The 13,544-nt window shown below is 59.2% G+C and carries 15 protein-coding genes and 1 tRNA gene; 6 read left to right on the forward strand and 10 right to left on the reverse strand.

The window, feature by feature from the left end; genetic code table 11:
- Positions 1-9: 9 nt before the first annotated feature.
- Positions 10-963 (forward strand): type II secretion system F family protein, encoded by a 954-nt coding sequence (locus ACMG4N_RS06225; protein ID WP_414433119.1) that lies wholly within the window; start codon positions 10-12, stop codon positions 961-963.
- An 11-nt stretch (positions 964-974) separates the two neighbouring features.
- Entirely contained in the window at positions 975-1,829 is an 855-nt protein-coding gene (locus ACMG4N_RS06230; RefSeq protein WP_414433120.1) for a tetratricopeptide repeat protein, read from the forward strand.
- A 108-nt stretch (positions 1,830-1,937) separates the two neighbouring features.
- On the opposite strand, the gene ACMG4N_RS06235 is transcribed toward ACMG4N_RS06230, so the two are convergent.
- Entirely contained in the window at positions 1,938-2,630 is a 693-nt protein-coding gene (locus ACMG4N_RS06235) for a 4'-phosphopantetheinyl transferase family protein (protein WP_297770119.1), read from the reverse strand.
- A gap of 148 nt (positions 2,631-2,778) precedes the next feature.
- Between ACMG4N_RS06235 and ACMG4N_RS06240 the strand changes: the two genes are divergently transcribed.
- Positions 2,779-3,714, forward strand: coding sequence for a DUF808 domain-containing protein (locus ACMG4N_RS06240; RefSeq protein WP_414433121.1), 936 nt, complete (start codon positions 2,779-2,781; stop codon positions 3,712-3,714).
- Positions 3,715-3,765: 51 nt separating this feature from the next.
- Here the strand turns inward: ACMG4N_RS06240 and ACMG4N_RS06245 are convergent, their stop codons facing one another.
- From ACMG4N_RS06245 to rpsU, 6 genes are all read right to left on the reverse strand, one after another.
- Positions 3,766-3,933: a hypothetical protein gene (locus ACMG4N_RS06245; RefSeq protein ID WP_297770124.1), complete on the reverse strand. Its 168-nt coding sequence runs from the start codon at positions 3,931-3,933 to the stop codon at positions 3,766-3,768.
- A 130-nt stretch (positions 3,934-4,063) separates the two neighbouring features.
- A tRNA-Ile gene (locus tag ACMG4N_RS06250) sits at positions 4,064-4,140 on the reverse strand.
- A 66-nt stretch (positions 4,141-4,206) separates the two neighbouring features.
- Positions 4,207-6,111 (reverse strand): RNA polymerase sigma factor RpoD, encoded by a 1,905-nt coding sequence (gene rpoD, locus ACMG4N_RS06255; RefSeq protein WP_297770128.1) that lies wholly within the window; start codon positions 6,109-6,111, stop codon positions 4,207-4,209.
- A 184-nt stretch (positions 6,112-6,295) separates the two neighbouring features.
- Complete coding sequence (gene dnaG / locus ACMG4N_RS06260) at positions 6,296-8,197, reverse strand: DNA primase (protein ID WP_297770131.1); 1,902 nt, start codon at positions 8,195-8,197, stop codon at positions 6,296-6,298.
- Between the two features lie 137 nt (positions 8,198-8,334).
- The gene (locus ACMG4N_RS06265) at positions 8,335-8,781 is read right to left on the reverse strand and encodes a GatB/YqeY domain-containing protein (RefSeq protein WP_297770133.1); all 447 of its coding nucleotides are present in this window, start codon (positions 8,779-8,781) and stop codon (positions 8,335-8,337) included.
- A gap of 13 nt (positions 8,782-8,794) precedes the next feature.
- Entirely contained in the window at positions 8,795-9,010 is a 216-nt protein-coding gene (rpsU, locus tag ACMG4N_RS06270) for a 30S ribosomal protein S21 (RefSeq protein WP_035244904.1), read from the reverse strand.
- A gap of 160 nt (positions 9,011-9,170) precedes the next feature.
- Here rpsU and tsaD point away from each other — a divergent pair, with 160 nt between their 5' ends.
- Positions 9,171-10,229 carry a tRNA (adenosine(37)-N6)-threonylcarbamoyltransferase complex transferase subunit TsaD gene (tsaD, locus tag ACMG4N_RS06275; RefSeq protein ID WP_297770833.1) on the forward strand — a complete coding sequence of 353 codons (1,059 nt, stop codon included), beginning with the start codon at positions 9,171-9,173 and terminating at the stop codon, positions 10,227-10,229.
- 113 nt (positions 10,230-10,342) lie between these two features.
- Here the strand turns inward: tsaD and plsY are convergent, their stop codons facing one another.
- On the reverse strand, positions 10,343-10,957 hold the full coding sequence (gene plsY / locus ACMG4N_RS06280) for a glycerol-3-phosphate 1-O-acyltransferase PlsY (protein WP_297770136.1): 615 nt from the start codon (positions 10,955-10,957) through the stop codon (positions 10,343-10,345).
- Positions 10,958-11,133: 176 nt separating this feature from the next.
- On the opposite strand from plsY, the gene folB reads away from it, so the two are divergent.
- Together folB and folK are read left to right on the forward strand one after the other, a co-directional pair.
- Entirely contained in the window at positions 11,134-11,496 is a 363-nt protein-coding gene (folB, locus tag ACMG4N_RS06285; RefSeq protein ID WP_035244902.1) for a dihydroneopterin aldolase, read from the forward strand.
- Entirely contained in the window at positions 11,489-11,995 is a 507-nt protein-coding gene (gene folK, locus ACMG4N_RS06290; RefSeq protein ID WP_297770142.1) for a 2-amino-4-hydroxy-6-hydroxymethyldihydropteridine diphosphokinase, read from the forward strand. Before folB ends, folK begins: the two co-directional genes overlap by 8 nt.
- Positions 11,996-12,188: 193 nt before the next feature.
- Here the strand turns inward: folK and ACMG4N_RS06295 are convergent, their stop codons facing one another.
- Together ACMG4N_RS06295 and ACMG4N_RS06300 are read right to left on the reverse strand one after the other, a co-directional pair.
- Positions 12,189-13,133, reverse strand: a complete 945-nt coding sequence (locus ACMG4N_RS06295; protein WP_297770145.1) for a DUF4124 domain-containing protein — start codon at positions 13,131-13,133, stop codon at positions 12,189-12,191.
- On the reverse strand, positions 13,106-13,531 hold the full coding sequence (locus ACMG4N_RS06300) for a DUF4124 domain-containing protein (RefSeq protein ID WP_297770148.1): 426 nt from the start codon (positions 13,529-13,531) through the stop codon (positions 13,106-13,108). Before ACMG4N_RS06300 ends, ACMG4N_RS06295 begins: the two co-directional genes overlap by 28 nt.
- Positions 13,532-13,544: the final 13 nt, after the last annotated feature.

Genomic DNA, 13,544 nt, shown 5'->3' on the forward strand with positions numbered 1-13,544 from the left:
AGAGATGTCATGCTGGAAGGAATTAGCTTGTCAGTCCTGATAATGGGGTCCCTGTTTCTGTTGACGGTCATCATCGTGGCGTCAGTCGGTAACTGGTTGTTCAGTGGTAACGCCACCTTCGACCGGCGTTTGCGTGAAATTCAGGGGCTTGCTTCTGATGAAAGAGGGCATGGAAAAGCCACGGAAGAGGGCCCATTCACGGTTAAATGGCTACAGCCGATGGCGCGCCTGGTGGTGCCGGACGACAAGTGGAAGCAGTCCCGGATTCGTGCCCGTCTGGTTCGCGCCGGTTACCGCAGCGCCCAGGCCATGGGGATCTATTATCTTGCCAAGTTTTTTCTCGCGGTGTTGCTGCCGGTACTGACTATCACGCCATTATTGATGTATCCAACCCTGGTGACCCAGCGACACTGGGCGGTGGCTGCGCTGGTCATATCGGCCCTGATTGGTTTTTTTATTCCCAACCTGGTGTTGCGGCACAAGGAAGAAGCCAGGCGGCAGCATCTGGCGGAAGTGTTCCCGGATGTGCTCGATCTGCTGGTGGTGTGCGTGGAAGCGGGCCTGAGTCTGGATGCGGCGATCAAGCGTGTCGGGGATGAATTTCATTTTGCCTCACGTGACATGAGTGATGAGTTGTTACTGGTGACGTTGGAGATTCGCGCCGGCAAGCCCCGTAATGAGGCGTTGAAAGCCCTGGCCGAGCGAACCGATCTGGAGGAGATGCAGGCCCTGGTATCCATCCTCATACAGGCCGAGCATTTTGGTACAAGCATCGCGGATGCGTTACGTGAGCATGCGGATGAAATGCGGGATATCCGCATCCAGACCGCCCGCGAGAAAGCGGCCAAGTTACCCGTCAAGCTGGCCATACCGATTCTACTGTTTATCTTTCCCGCCCTGTTCCTGGTGATCCTGGGCCCGGCGGCCATCCATATCTACACCGGTTTTCTCGACCGCATGTAAGGGGGCTGACCATGAAAGCACTACTAATACTTCTGGTGGCAGGCTGGTTGAGTGCCTGCGCGACCTCTTCCAGCCTGGACGACCAGGCTGATGAGATTCTCAGCCCGGATGAACAATTCGCCCAGGGGGAGTCCGCCCGTGCCAAAGGGGATTTTCCTGAAGCGATGGCTAATTACGTGCCGCTGACCGAGCGTGAGGATGACTGGGCGATACGGGCCAAGCTTGCCATTGCCCGGTTAAGCCTGGATAGCGGCCGCAGTGAACCCGCCCTCAAAGCCTACGAGTTGATTCTTGAGGAGGCGCCGACGTTGGTGGAGGCCCAGGAGGGCAGGGGGCTTGCCTTGCTGGCCCGGGGAGAGTGGGAGAGTGCCCGCCGTCAGTTGCAGATCGCTCACCGCAATGATCCGTTACGCTGGCGTACCCTCAATGGCCTTGGGATTGCCGACGACATGATCGGCTCCTATCAGTCTGCCGCCCGCTGGTATGGCATGGCGCTGGATGCCGGCGGGGATCGCCCCATGGTGATTAACAATGCCGGCTATTCCCTGATCATGGCGGGCCAGTATCGCGACGCAGAAACCTTGCTGCAGCGGGCGGTGGCACGCTACCCCCGGGAGCAGCGCATGAGCCACAACCTGGCTATCGCCCAGGCCCGGCAAGGCCACTATGAGCGTGCCGTGGCGACGTGGCAGCGTTCCCAGAATCGGGCGGAAGCCCTGAGCAATGCCGGTTATGTGGCGCTGCTTAATGGCGATCAGGTGCGGGCTCGTGCCCTGTTTGAGGAGGCCAGTAGCGCCTCCACCAGTCACCGCCCCAAAATCGCCGCCAACCTGGCCAGTATTGCGAATAAAGGCAGTCAGCCATAATGTAACTGCCGCCTCGTTGTGAGAAGCGCATGCCGTTAACAATGAGGCATAAGCGACGAGGCTATCACGACTGTGGTGTGTCCGGGCGGCCGTAAAGGCAATGCCCGCTTAGCGTGGCAAGGCAATCCAGCTGAGTACGCCCTGTTGGCGTTCTCGCCAGCGAAAGGGTACCTCGGTACCGTGTTTCCACTGCTCTGTCAGCGTCGTCAGCAAGGTGAGTGAGCGCGGGTTGCGACGGGCGGCATCATGGAAATAAAAACGTTTGCCGGTCAGAGGGTAGAGTGCCTTGAACAGGCTCTCTTTGGCAGAAAAGATCAGGGTGATGCGATTGGCCCGTTGTATCGGGCTGAGTCCTTTCAGGTGTTCCCTTTCTTCTCCGGTCAGCAATTCACGGCACAGCCGGTCTGCCCGCTCTGCGGTTAGCCACTGCTCGGTGTCCAGGCCCACCGCCAGCCAGTGCCGGGCGTCGGCCACCATCACCTCTGCAGAGCCCTTGCTGTGGGTAATGCTGCCCACGGTGCCGTCGGGCCACAGCGGCGCTCTATCGGCACCCATGCCCGGAATCCCCTCGAAACCCAGAATGCGTAGCGCTTCCCGTGCACACCAGCGCCCGGCCAGGTATTCGGTTTTGCGTTTGTTGACCGATGAGGTCAGCGAGGAGGGCAACGGGATATCGGCCCGCAAAAAACTGTCGTCGAGCAATTTTTCGATATGGTAGTGGCAGCCGACACGAACCAGCCCATCGGCAATTTCCTCGCGATGGATATTGGTAAGACACTGTGGGCGCTGATAGTCCGGCATGGTTTCTGGGCTGTCGATGGCTTTGGCTGCACTATAGCAAACTCGCGGCAAAAGAGGGGGCGAGTTCGCGGTGCGTCGGACGATAAGTGCCGGTAGAATCAGCGTTGGATGCGCACCCAGGCATAGTGATTATTCAAAGGAGAGTTTCATGGCCGGAACCAGCTTGCTGGCATTGCTCGATGATATTGCCACCATTCTCGATGATGTATCGGTAATGACCAAGGTGGCAGCAAAGAAAACCGCCGGTGTGCTGGGGGATGATCTGGCGCTGAATGCGCAGCAGGTGTCCGGCGTCAGGGCGGAGCGGGAGCTGCCGGTGGTCTGGGCGGTGGCCAAGGGGTCATTCGTCAACAAGCTGATTCTGGTGCCGGCCGCCTTGCTGATCAGTGTGTTTTTGCCCTGGCTGATTACACCGCTGCTAATGGTCGGTGGCGCCTACCTCTGTTATGAGGGCTGTGAAAAACTGCTTCACAAATTTCTGCATGGCCGGGATGCGAAGGAGGCAGAGCACCAGCAGCGCCTTCAGGCAGTCAGTGATGAGAACGTGGATCTGGTGGCATTCGAGAAGAGCAAGATCAAGGGGGCGATCCGCACGGATTTTATTCTCTCCGCGGAAATCATCGTGATTTCCCTGGGGGCGGTGCAAAGCGCCACTTTTGGCGTACAGGTGGCGGCTATCTGCGCCATTGCCGTATTGATGACGGTGGGCGTGTACTCGCTGGTAGCAGGTATCGTGAAGCTGGACGATGCGGGTCAGAACCTGATGCAGACGCCTGCGGACAGCACCGCTGCAGGGGCCCGTATTGCCTTTGGGCAAGCGATTCTGACGGTGGCGCCGTGGCTGATGAAGACTCTGTCTGTGGTGGGTACCGCCGCCATGTTCCTGGTGGGTGGCGGAATTCTGGTGCATGGTATCCCCGGCTCCCATGACTGTATTCACTCTTTGCAGGAAATGGCCGGCGCTGTGTCCTGGCTGGTGCCGCTGCTGATCAATCTGGTGGGCGGAGTTGTTGCGGGTGCTCTGGTGTTGACGGTAGTAACCAGCGTATCGAAATTCCGTGGAAAAGAAACGAGCGCTCACTGAATTCAGTGCGGTGATAGCTCATCAGCAGGGCAGGGGGATGCAAACCAGGCGTCAAGGCTCCAGCAGGAGCCCATGGGCCCTGGCCAGTTTCAGAGCTCGGATTTTCTGGTCTTGTTCGAGGGCGCTTTCGAGCTCCCGCAACGCATCTGTTTTGCCCTGGCGCTTCAGCTCATGCTTGATGGCATCCCAGGATTTTAGTGAGATTTTTTTGCCGTCCACGGTGGCTCCGAGTGCTGTCTGAGAACAACTTTCCTGCAGGGTAAAGCGGATCCATGGGCCGCGCCAGACTGCCATTAAGTGGCTGTCGTTAAGCGTCGCCAGGTGTAGATGAGAGGAATAACGAGGGAAATGGTGGGCCCACCAGGACTTGAACCTGGGACCAATCGATTATGAGTCGACTGCTCTAACCAGCTGAGCTATAGGCCCGAAAAACGGAAGGACAATAAAATGCCGGCCGCCGATTATTCGGGGGCCGGCAATTTTTTTCAAGCGTTAAAGGTCGCCATCCAGGAAGCTGCGCAGGTGTTCGCTGCGGCTGGGGTGGCGCAGCTTGCGCAGCGCCTTGGCTTCTATCTGACGGATACGCTCGCGGGTCACGTCGAACTGCTTGCCCACTTCCTCAAGGGTGTGGTCAGTGTTCATGTCGATACCGAAACGCATGCGCAGGACCTTGGCTTCACGGGCGGTCAGGTTGGCCAGGACTTCGCGGGTGGCTTCTTCCAGACCCAGGGACGTGGCGGAATCCACCGGGGACTCCATGTTGCCGTCCTCGATAAAGTCGCCCAGGCTGGAATCTTCATCGTCGCCGATGGGGGTTTCCATGGAGATCGGCTCTTTGGCGATCTTCAGTACCTTGCGGACCTTGTCTTCTGGCATTTCCAGGCGCACGCCCAGTTCTTCCGGGGTCGGTTCGCGGCCCATTTCCTGCAGCATCTGGCGCTGTACCCGGTTGATTTTGTTGATCGTCTCTATCATGTGCACCGGAATCCGGATGGTGCGCGCCTGGTCGGCGATAGAGCGGGTAATGGCCTGACGAATCCACCAGGTGGCATAGGTGGAGAACTTGTAGCCACGACGGTATTCGAACTTGTCCACGGCTTTCATCAGGCCGATGTTGCCTTCCTGAATCAGATCGAGGAACTGCAGGCCGCGGTTGGTGTATTTCTTGGCGATGGAAATTACCAGACGCAGGTTGGCTTCCACCATTTCCTTCTTGGCACGGCGAGCCTTGGCTTCACCGATGGAAATGCGGCGGTTGATTTCCTTGATGTCGCCAACGGGCAGACCAATGATTTCTTCGACGGTGGTGATCTTGCGCTGGGCGCGCTGGATGTCTTCTTTTACGACACTCAGCTTGTCGGCAATGGTCTTGCCCTTTTTGGTTTTCAGCTGCTGATCGACCCAGCCCATGTTGGTTTCATTGCCGGGGAACAGCTTGATGAAATCGCGACGATCCATGCCGCCACGGCGGATGGCGGAGGTCATGATCTGGCGCTCGAATTTACGCACCAGGTCCAGGTTGTTGCGCGCGCCGACCAGCATTTCGTCATAGATGCGCGGAACCAACTTGAACAGGGTGAAGTGTTCGGCCAGGGCTTCCAGGGCTTTGGCGGAGCTGGCATGGTCGCGACCGTTGCGCTTGAGGGCGCGCTCGGCTTTCTCATGCAGTTTTTTCAGCTCGGCAAAGCGCTCTGCTGCCAGTACCGGATCCAGGCCGCCTTCGTCTTCATCGTCATCGTCATCGTCGCCGTCTTTTTTGTCAGCGTCGTCGTCATCGCCGTTTTCTTTTGCTTTCTCTTTCGCTTCAGCGGCTTTCTTGGCCTTTTCTGCGAAGGTCGGTTCCTTGTTGGCATTGGTGGCGGCGGCGCCGTCATCATTGGGATCAAGGTAACCGGCGATGATGTCGGTGAGCTTGCGCTCTTCGTTTTCCACGCGGGCATATTCGTCGATCAGCATGTCCACGGCGCCGGGCCAGAAAGCCAGGGCGTGCAGGACTTCACGGGTGCCTTCCTCGATACGCTTGGCGATCTCGATTTCGCCTTCACGGGTCAGCAGTTCCACCGTGCCCATTTCGCGCATGTACATGCGCACAGGGTCGGTGGTGCGGCCGGGCTCGCTCTCTACAGAGGCGAGAACAGCGGCAGCTTCTTCGGCGGCAACTTCGTCGGTGCTGTCGGCACTTTCCTCGATCATCAACTGATCGGCATCGGCGGCTTTTTCCACCACGGTGATGCCCATGTCGTTGATCATCTGAATGATGTCTTCCACCTGATCGGTGTCGGTAATGGACTCCGGCAAGTGGTCATTCACTTCGGCGTAGGTCAGGTAACCCTGTTCCTTGCCGAGCGCGATCAACTGCTTCAGCTGGGATTGTTGCTGCTGCTTTTGAGTCGTCATGCAATAAAGCCCGTAACGTCGTGCTAGCTTGCCGTGGCTGACTAGCGGATTGTGGCGTGGGAAAACGGCGTATTATACCGGTATATGGGGATTTCGGCCAGTAAATGCAAGACTACGGGCCTGATGGCAGTGAATTGTTGCTAGTGTTGTTTCTCTATGAAAATCATATGTTTATGTGTTTTTTCTAGTTGAGGGGCTGGCGCGCATGCTGGCGAGCTTCGGCCAGGGCTCTGTGCAGCTCCTGCCACTGGGCGGTATCGGGGATGCCGGCCTGCTCGATTTCGTGAAGGGCGGCTTCCAGGCGGGCCACTTCCAGTTGGGACAGGGCATCCTGCCACAGGCGGGCTGCCATCTCTTTCTGCATGGGTGGTTTGAGGCTGGCCTTGAGCAGACGGGACAGGGTTTCGCCCTGTTCCAGTGCCATCAGCGCGCCCAGCAGGGCGGCGGGCCCATGATTCTGTCGGCACAGGCCGGCTACCTGTATCAGCAGGTCGATGTGGGGCAGGGGCAGTAGCTCCACGCCGTCGGGAAGAGGGTGCGCTTCCACCAGCTCCGGGTAATCCAGCAGTACCAATACCAGCCGTTCCGGCAGGGTCATGGGGCCCTTGCGACTGCCATCCTGATAACGGGCGGGGCGGCTGGGAGGCCGTGGCGAGTAGTGGTTGTCTGCCGGGTAGTAGTCGTCCGGTGGTGGCATTGATTCGCCGCCATCCATGGGCATGAAATCGTCATGCGGTTCCGGCTCGGGCCGGGAAGGGGCGGCGGGCGCCTGGGCCGGTTTGGGTGCCGGCTTCAATTGCGTCAGCGATTCCTTGTCCAGACGAGTCAGCTGCGATAGTTCCTGGGTAAGCAGTGCCCGGTAGACCGGGCCGGCAGGCTTGTCCAGATAGGGCAGAGCCAGTCGGGCCAGACGGGCACGGCCATCCACCGTGGCCAGATCCAGGCCTTCGGACAGATGTCGGAACAGGTAGGTGGAGAGCGCGTCGGCCTTTTCCGTGAGCGCCCGCAGGGCTTCCGGGCCCTGTTGTCGGACCAGGGTATCCGGGTCTTCGCCGTCCGGCAGGAACAGGAAGCGCACCTGTTTGCCGTCGTCCAGCGCGGGCAGTAGCGATTCCAGGGCGCGCCAGGCAGCGCGGACCCCGGCCTTGTCGCCGTCAAAGCAGAGCACGACTTCGTTGACCTGGCGAAACAGCTTGCGGGCGTGATCTTCGCTGGTGGAAGTGCCCAGGGTGGCGACCACATTGGGTACCCCGTGCTGGGCCAGGGCGATCACGTCCATGTAGCCCTCCACCACGTAGAGCCGGTCGCTGCGGTCGCGGCTCTGACGCCATTCCCACAGACCGTAGAGCTCCTGGCCCTTGTGGAAGACCGGGGTTTCCGGGCTGTTCAGGTATTTGGGTTTGCCGTCGCCGAGCACCCGTCCACCAAAGCCGATAGTGCGCCCGCGGGTGTCGCGGATCGGAAAGATAATGCGGTCGCGAAACTTGTCATAGGTGCGCCCGGTATCTTCACGGCGCACCAGCAGACCGGCAGTCAGGGCTTGCTCCAGGCCGGCTTCGGTGAGCGACAAACCGCCAATCAGGTTGTCGTAACCCGGTGGCGCAAAACCGACCCCGAAGCGTTTGGCAATCTCCCCGCTGAGTCCCCGCCCTTTGAGATAGGTGACGGCTTTTTGTCGTTCCGGTGCCTGGCGCAATTGCTGGCAGTAGAATTTTTCGGCCCGGCTGAGCAGGTCGTAGAGCGATTGCAGGCGGTCTTTTTTCTGCCGGTCGGCGGGGGTTTCCGGGCGGCTTTCCGGGACTTCCATGCCGGCGCGGCCAGCAAGCTGTTTCACCGCTTCCGGGAAGCTCTGGTGCTCGTATTCCATCAGGAAACCCACCGCATTGCCGGAAGCGCCGCAGCCAAAGCAGTAATAGAACTGCTTGTCCGGGGCGACCGTGAACGACGGGGTCTTTTCCTGATGGAAGGGGCAGCAGGCGCTGTAGTTGCGGCCGGTTTTTTTCAGGGGCACGCGGGAATCGATCAGCTCCACCAGGTCGGTGCGGGCTAACAGGTCCTGTACGAAATTTTCCGGGATGCGTGCCATGGGTCAGATTCTGCCAGATGGGAGGCTATTCAAACAGAAAGCGGTAACTGGCGGTAGTTCCGTTCGCCGTACGAAGTCAGTTTGGATTGAGAGGAAAAGAGTCGAATAAAACCGGTCAGGCTGGGTGACCGTGGGGATCAGTTCAGCTTGGCGCGAACCTTGCCACTGGCGGCGCCCATGTCGGCACGGCCCTGCAGTTGCGGCTTGAGGATGCCCATTACCTTGCCCATATCCTGCATGCCTGAGGCACCGGTCTGGGAGATGGCATCATCAATCAGAGCGTCGACTTCTGCGTCGCTCAGTTGGGTGGGGAGAAATTCCTGGAGTACTACGATTTCCGCTTCTTCGATTTCCGCCAGTTCCGGGCGGTTCGCATCGCGGTATTGAGTCGCAGAGTCCTTGCGCTGCTTGATCAGCTTGTCGAGCAACGCCAGTACACGGGCGTCATCGGGCTCGATGCGCTCGTCCACTTCGATTTGCTTGATCGCTGACAGCGCCATACGAAAAACGCCAAGACGTGCCTTTTCTTTGGCACGCATGGCGTCTTTCATGGCTGCAGTGAGCTGCTCTTTGAGCGCACTCATTCAGACGTCTACCTTAGTAGAGACGTTTGCGTGCAAGCTGCTCACGCTGCAGTTTCTTAAGGTGACGCTTGACGGCTGCGGCACGTTTGCGCTTACGCTCTTGAGTGGGCTTCTCATATTGCTCGCGACGACGCACTTCAGAGAGAACACCCGCTTTTTCACAGCCACGCTTGAAACGGCGCAGGGCCACATCAAACGGTTCGCCTTCTTTCACCTTCACCTGAGGCATGAAGAATCACCTTCCTAAAAGTCTTTGGGTTATATGGATTCGCCGCGGGCTCAGGTGGTCCCGGGTGCGGCGAGGGCGGGGATTCTACCTGAGTTAGGAATAAATGCAAATCCGGTCGTCCGGCGCTATCATGGCGCCCGTATTTCAAGGGGTGAGCATCATGCGTGTATTGGGTATTGAATCAAGCTGTGACGAGACCGGGGTTGCCATTTATGACACCGATGCCGGTCTGCTGGGGCAGGCCCTGTACAGTCAGGTGGAGATGCATGCCCGCTTTGGCGGCGTGGTGCCGGAACTGGCCAGCCGCGATCATGTGCAGCGGGTGCTGCCCCTTGTGAAACAGGTGATGGCGGAGGCTGATACCACTGCGGAGCAGCTGGATGGCATTGCCTATACCGCGGGCCCGGGTTTGGCCGGGGCGCTGCTGGTGGGAGCTGGCGTGGCCCGGGCGCTGGCCTTTGGTTGGGGGATCCCTGCCGTGGAAGTGCACCATATGGAAGGCCACCTGCTGGCACCGCTGCTGGAGCCGAATGCGCCGGCCTTTCCCTTTGTGGCCCTGCTGGTCAGTGGCGGCCATACCCTGTTGCTGGAAGCCCGCTCCCTGGGCGATTACGCCATTCTCGGTGAATCCGTGGATGACGCCGCTGGTGAGGCCTTTGACAAAGCCGCCAAGATGATGGGGCTGGGCTATCCTGGCGGCCCGCGTATTGCCGCCCTGGCGGAGCAAGGGACACCGGGGCGGTTCCGCTTCCCCCGGCCAATGACGGACCGCCCTGGTCTGAACATGAGCTTTTCCGGTCTGAAGACCTTTACGCTCAACACCATCAACGATCTGGGCGGCAAGGACGCCCTCAGCGAGCAGGACCAGGCAGATATCGCCCTGGCGTTCCAAGAAGCGTCGGTGGATACGCTGGTCATCAAGTGTCGTCGGGCGGTGGAGCAGACCGGGGACAAGCGGTTGGTGATGGCCGGTGGTGTCAGTGCCAACCGTGCCTTGCGGGCCAAGCTGGCCGAGCAAATGAACAAGCGTGGCGTCGAGGTGTTCTACCCCGCGCCCCAGTATTGCACCGACAACGGCGCCATGATCGCCTTTGCTGGCGCTCTGCGCCTGCAGGCCGGGGAACGCGCGGAGTTGCCCATCAAGGTTCGCCCGCGCTGGCCGCTGACGGAGCTGGAGAAGCTGCAAGCTTCAAGCTGCAAGCTGCAAGGCGCGGACTAAGTCGGGTTGGCTCTCAAAAGCTCTGCCCGCGCTCCTGGGGTGGTGCGCGGGTAGCGTGTCTCAGAAATTACCAGGGCCTGTCGCGTTGTAGCTTGTAGCTTGAGGCTTGCAGCTCAGTCCTTCTTCCGGAACCCCAGTTCTTCCCCGCGCAGCAGTTTTTGCAGGTTGCTGCGATGGCGCAGGATCATGACCAGTGACAGTGCCACCATGGGCCAGAAGGCCTGGGGCAGCCAGGCGAAGATGCAGGCCGGGGCGACCACGAAGGCGCTCAACGAGGCCAGGGAAGAAATGCGGGTGAGGGCGAAGACCAGCAGCCAGACGACACCCGCCACCAGGCCGCTGGGCCAGTGCAGGGCAAACAACAGACCGAAGGCCGTGGCTACACCCTTGCCGCCCTGGAAGTGGAAAAACACCGGAAACAGATGGCCGAGAAAGGCAAAGGTGCCCACCAGTGCGGCCACGAACGGGCCCATGCCCAGGTAGTGGGCTATCACTACCGGGATCACCCCTTTGAGTACGTCGCCCAGCAGCGTCAGCGCCGCAGCGGGCTTGCCGCCGATACGCAGCACATTGGTGGCGCCCGGGTTGTTGGAGCCCTCGGTGCGCGGGTCCGGATAGCCGAACAACCGGCACACCAGAATCGCACTGGAAATGGAGCCCATCAGATAGCCGGCCACGCACAATGGCAGCAGCCAATACCACACATCCTGTAATGTCCCTGCTTGCACCGGCTATAATCTCCCTTCACATCGCCGGGGTGGCGAATTCTGCATGCTTGGCAGGCGTTAATTGTACACATGGCGACACGCCTGCCTGCGTTGCAAGCGTAACATCTGATTACCCAAAAGGGATCTATGAAGATGTTAAGTCGCTTCCCCGTGAAATCTGCGCCAAGAGGGCGAGTATGGACATTGTTTATATCAATGATTTGAAAGTGGATACCGTGATCGGGATTTTCGACTGGGAGCGGCGTATTCGTCAGACTGTCAGCCTGGATCTGGAAATGGCGGCGGATATCCGCAAGGGTGCGGCGTCGGATCACATCGACGATGCGCTGGACTACAAGGCCATCGGCAAGCGTGTGATTGCGTTTATCGAGGGCAGTGAATTTCAGCTGGTGGAAACCCTGGCGGAAAACGTGGCTCAGCTGGTGATTGGTGAATTCAATGTTCCCTGGCTGAAACTGCGCCTCAGCAAGCCCGGCGCCCTGCGTGGGTCGCGGGATGTGGGCGTGATCATCGAAAGGGGTCAAAAACCCAATGGGTAATACGGATCAATCTGCCCGGGTGTACCTTAGCCTGGGCTCCAATATCGACCGGGAGCACAATATCCGTTCCGGTCTGCAGGCACTGGCTGCCGCCTTCGGTGAGTTGGCGGTCAGTCCGGTGTACGAAAGTGAAGCGGTGGGTTTTTCCGGCGATGCCTTCTACAACCTGGTGGTGGGAATCGACACTGCCTTGTCCGTGGGTGAGTTGGCCGCAGTCTTGCGCGATATGGAAAAAGACCATGGTCGGGTGCGTGGGGAAAAGAAATTTTCCAGCCGGACCCTGGATATCGACATTCTCACTTACAACGATCTCACCGGCGATATCGACGGGGTACAACTGCCCCGTGACGAAATCCTCAAGCACGCCTTTGTTCTCAAGCCTCTGGTGGATCTGGCTCCTGATGCAATTCACCCGGAAATCGGCAAGCCTTACCGGCAGTTGCTGGAAGAGTCGGATTTTGCCGGACAGGCATTGTGGGTGGTGGCGCTGGAAGCGTAGCTACGGGCTACGCTCGATTTCTACGAAGCCGCTGTAGGAGTACCTCTTGAGGTGCGAACCTTGCGGAGCAAGGAAATCGCCCGGAGGGCGATCAGGTGTGCCAGGCGTCGAAAGAGTGATCAGGTGGCGCTAGCTTCCTCGCTCAAGCTCGGATTCGTCCCTCAAGAGGAACTCCTACAGCTTGCCGCTGTATTCAATACCAATGCGGTGCCATGTCACTCTGCGCCCAGCGGAAAAAATCATACTCCAGCCGTGTCAGCCCACCCGGATAGATCTGGTCTATCCTTCTCAACGTGGGGCGGCGGTCGGTTTTTTCCAGTTCCTGAAGCAGTTGGCGCAATGTGCTGCGGCCCACGGGTTTGGACATCAGAAACGCCGTCGTCGCCCAGGCAACGGTGTAGGGAATGGCATCGAGTTCGTGGGCCATGCGCCGCCACTGGGTATCACCCAGGGACAGATACTGTCGCAGGGTGATCAGCCGCCCTTCATCCATCCATTGGCGGATGCGTGCCTGGGCGTCAGGCAGGGCACTGACTTTCAGGCGGCCATCGGGTTGCACTTGCAGAGTCTGAAAATACTGGGCCAGGCCCTCATGCAGCCACACCGGTGAAGCCGGGGACAGTTGGTAAAGGAGTACGTGGCTGCTTTCGTGGAGAATCGTCTGGGCCACGTCCTGATCATCGCCCCAGCGCCAGACGGCCACTTCATTGCGGGAAGGGATAAACACGCCGGCGTAATTGGCGTTGCTGGAGCCGATGCGGTCGACCATCCATTGACGGAAATCCGCCTGCTGTTCGAACAGATACAGATTGACCTGGGCGGTGCCATGCAGGTCGAGACCGAAATCGTTGCGGTAACGCCGGTAGATGTTGCGGATCGCCTGCAGGGTGGTGTCATGGATTCCGTCGGGCAGAGTGAAGTCCTGCCGCAGTACGGTAATTTCCAGTTCCTGCATGAGCGGGGACGTTCTTTGGGTGATTTTTTTACTGTCCACCTGCTCGGGCGGACGATCACCAAAGTGCAGCTTGCCGTTGTCATCGCGCCACTGAAAAATGTCCCCATGGGCAGCCAGTGATGTCACCAGTGCGATCAGGCAGAGGCCGCTGCGGATCAGGGCGTACAGTGTTGTTGTATCCATTGGCGAACGGCGTCCTGGTCGGCTTTTACCTTATCCATGGTGGGGTGGGTGACATTGCCGTCGTCATCCCGGTAGACGAAACGGCCCTGCAGTCGCTTCAATTTTGCCCTGGCGTTTCGGCATTTCTTGTCCTGAGCATCTTGTTGTTTTTGCTCTCTGGCTGCCTGTTCCTGCGCCCTGGCCTGTTCGCTTTCGCGTAGTCGCAGGGTGCGTTGATTGATTTCGCGGACCCGCTCGCCCTGGCCGATCTTGGGCGGCGCCTTGATATCCAGTTTCTCGTGCTGTTCCTGTGGCGGCTGATCGCCAAAGTGCCAGTTACCGTCGGCATCCTGCCAGCGGTACACCTCGGCACTGGCGAGCAGTGGCAGCAATGCCAGTAGTGTAATGAGTCCTTTCATTCTGTCCCCCCGA

It is taken from the genome of Alcanivorax sp. IL2 (assembly GCF_047495475.1).
Taxonomy (GTDB): Bacteria; Pseudomonadota; Gammaproteobacteria; order Pseudomonadales; family Alcanivoracaceae; genus Alcanivorax.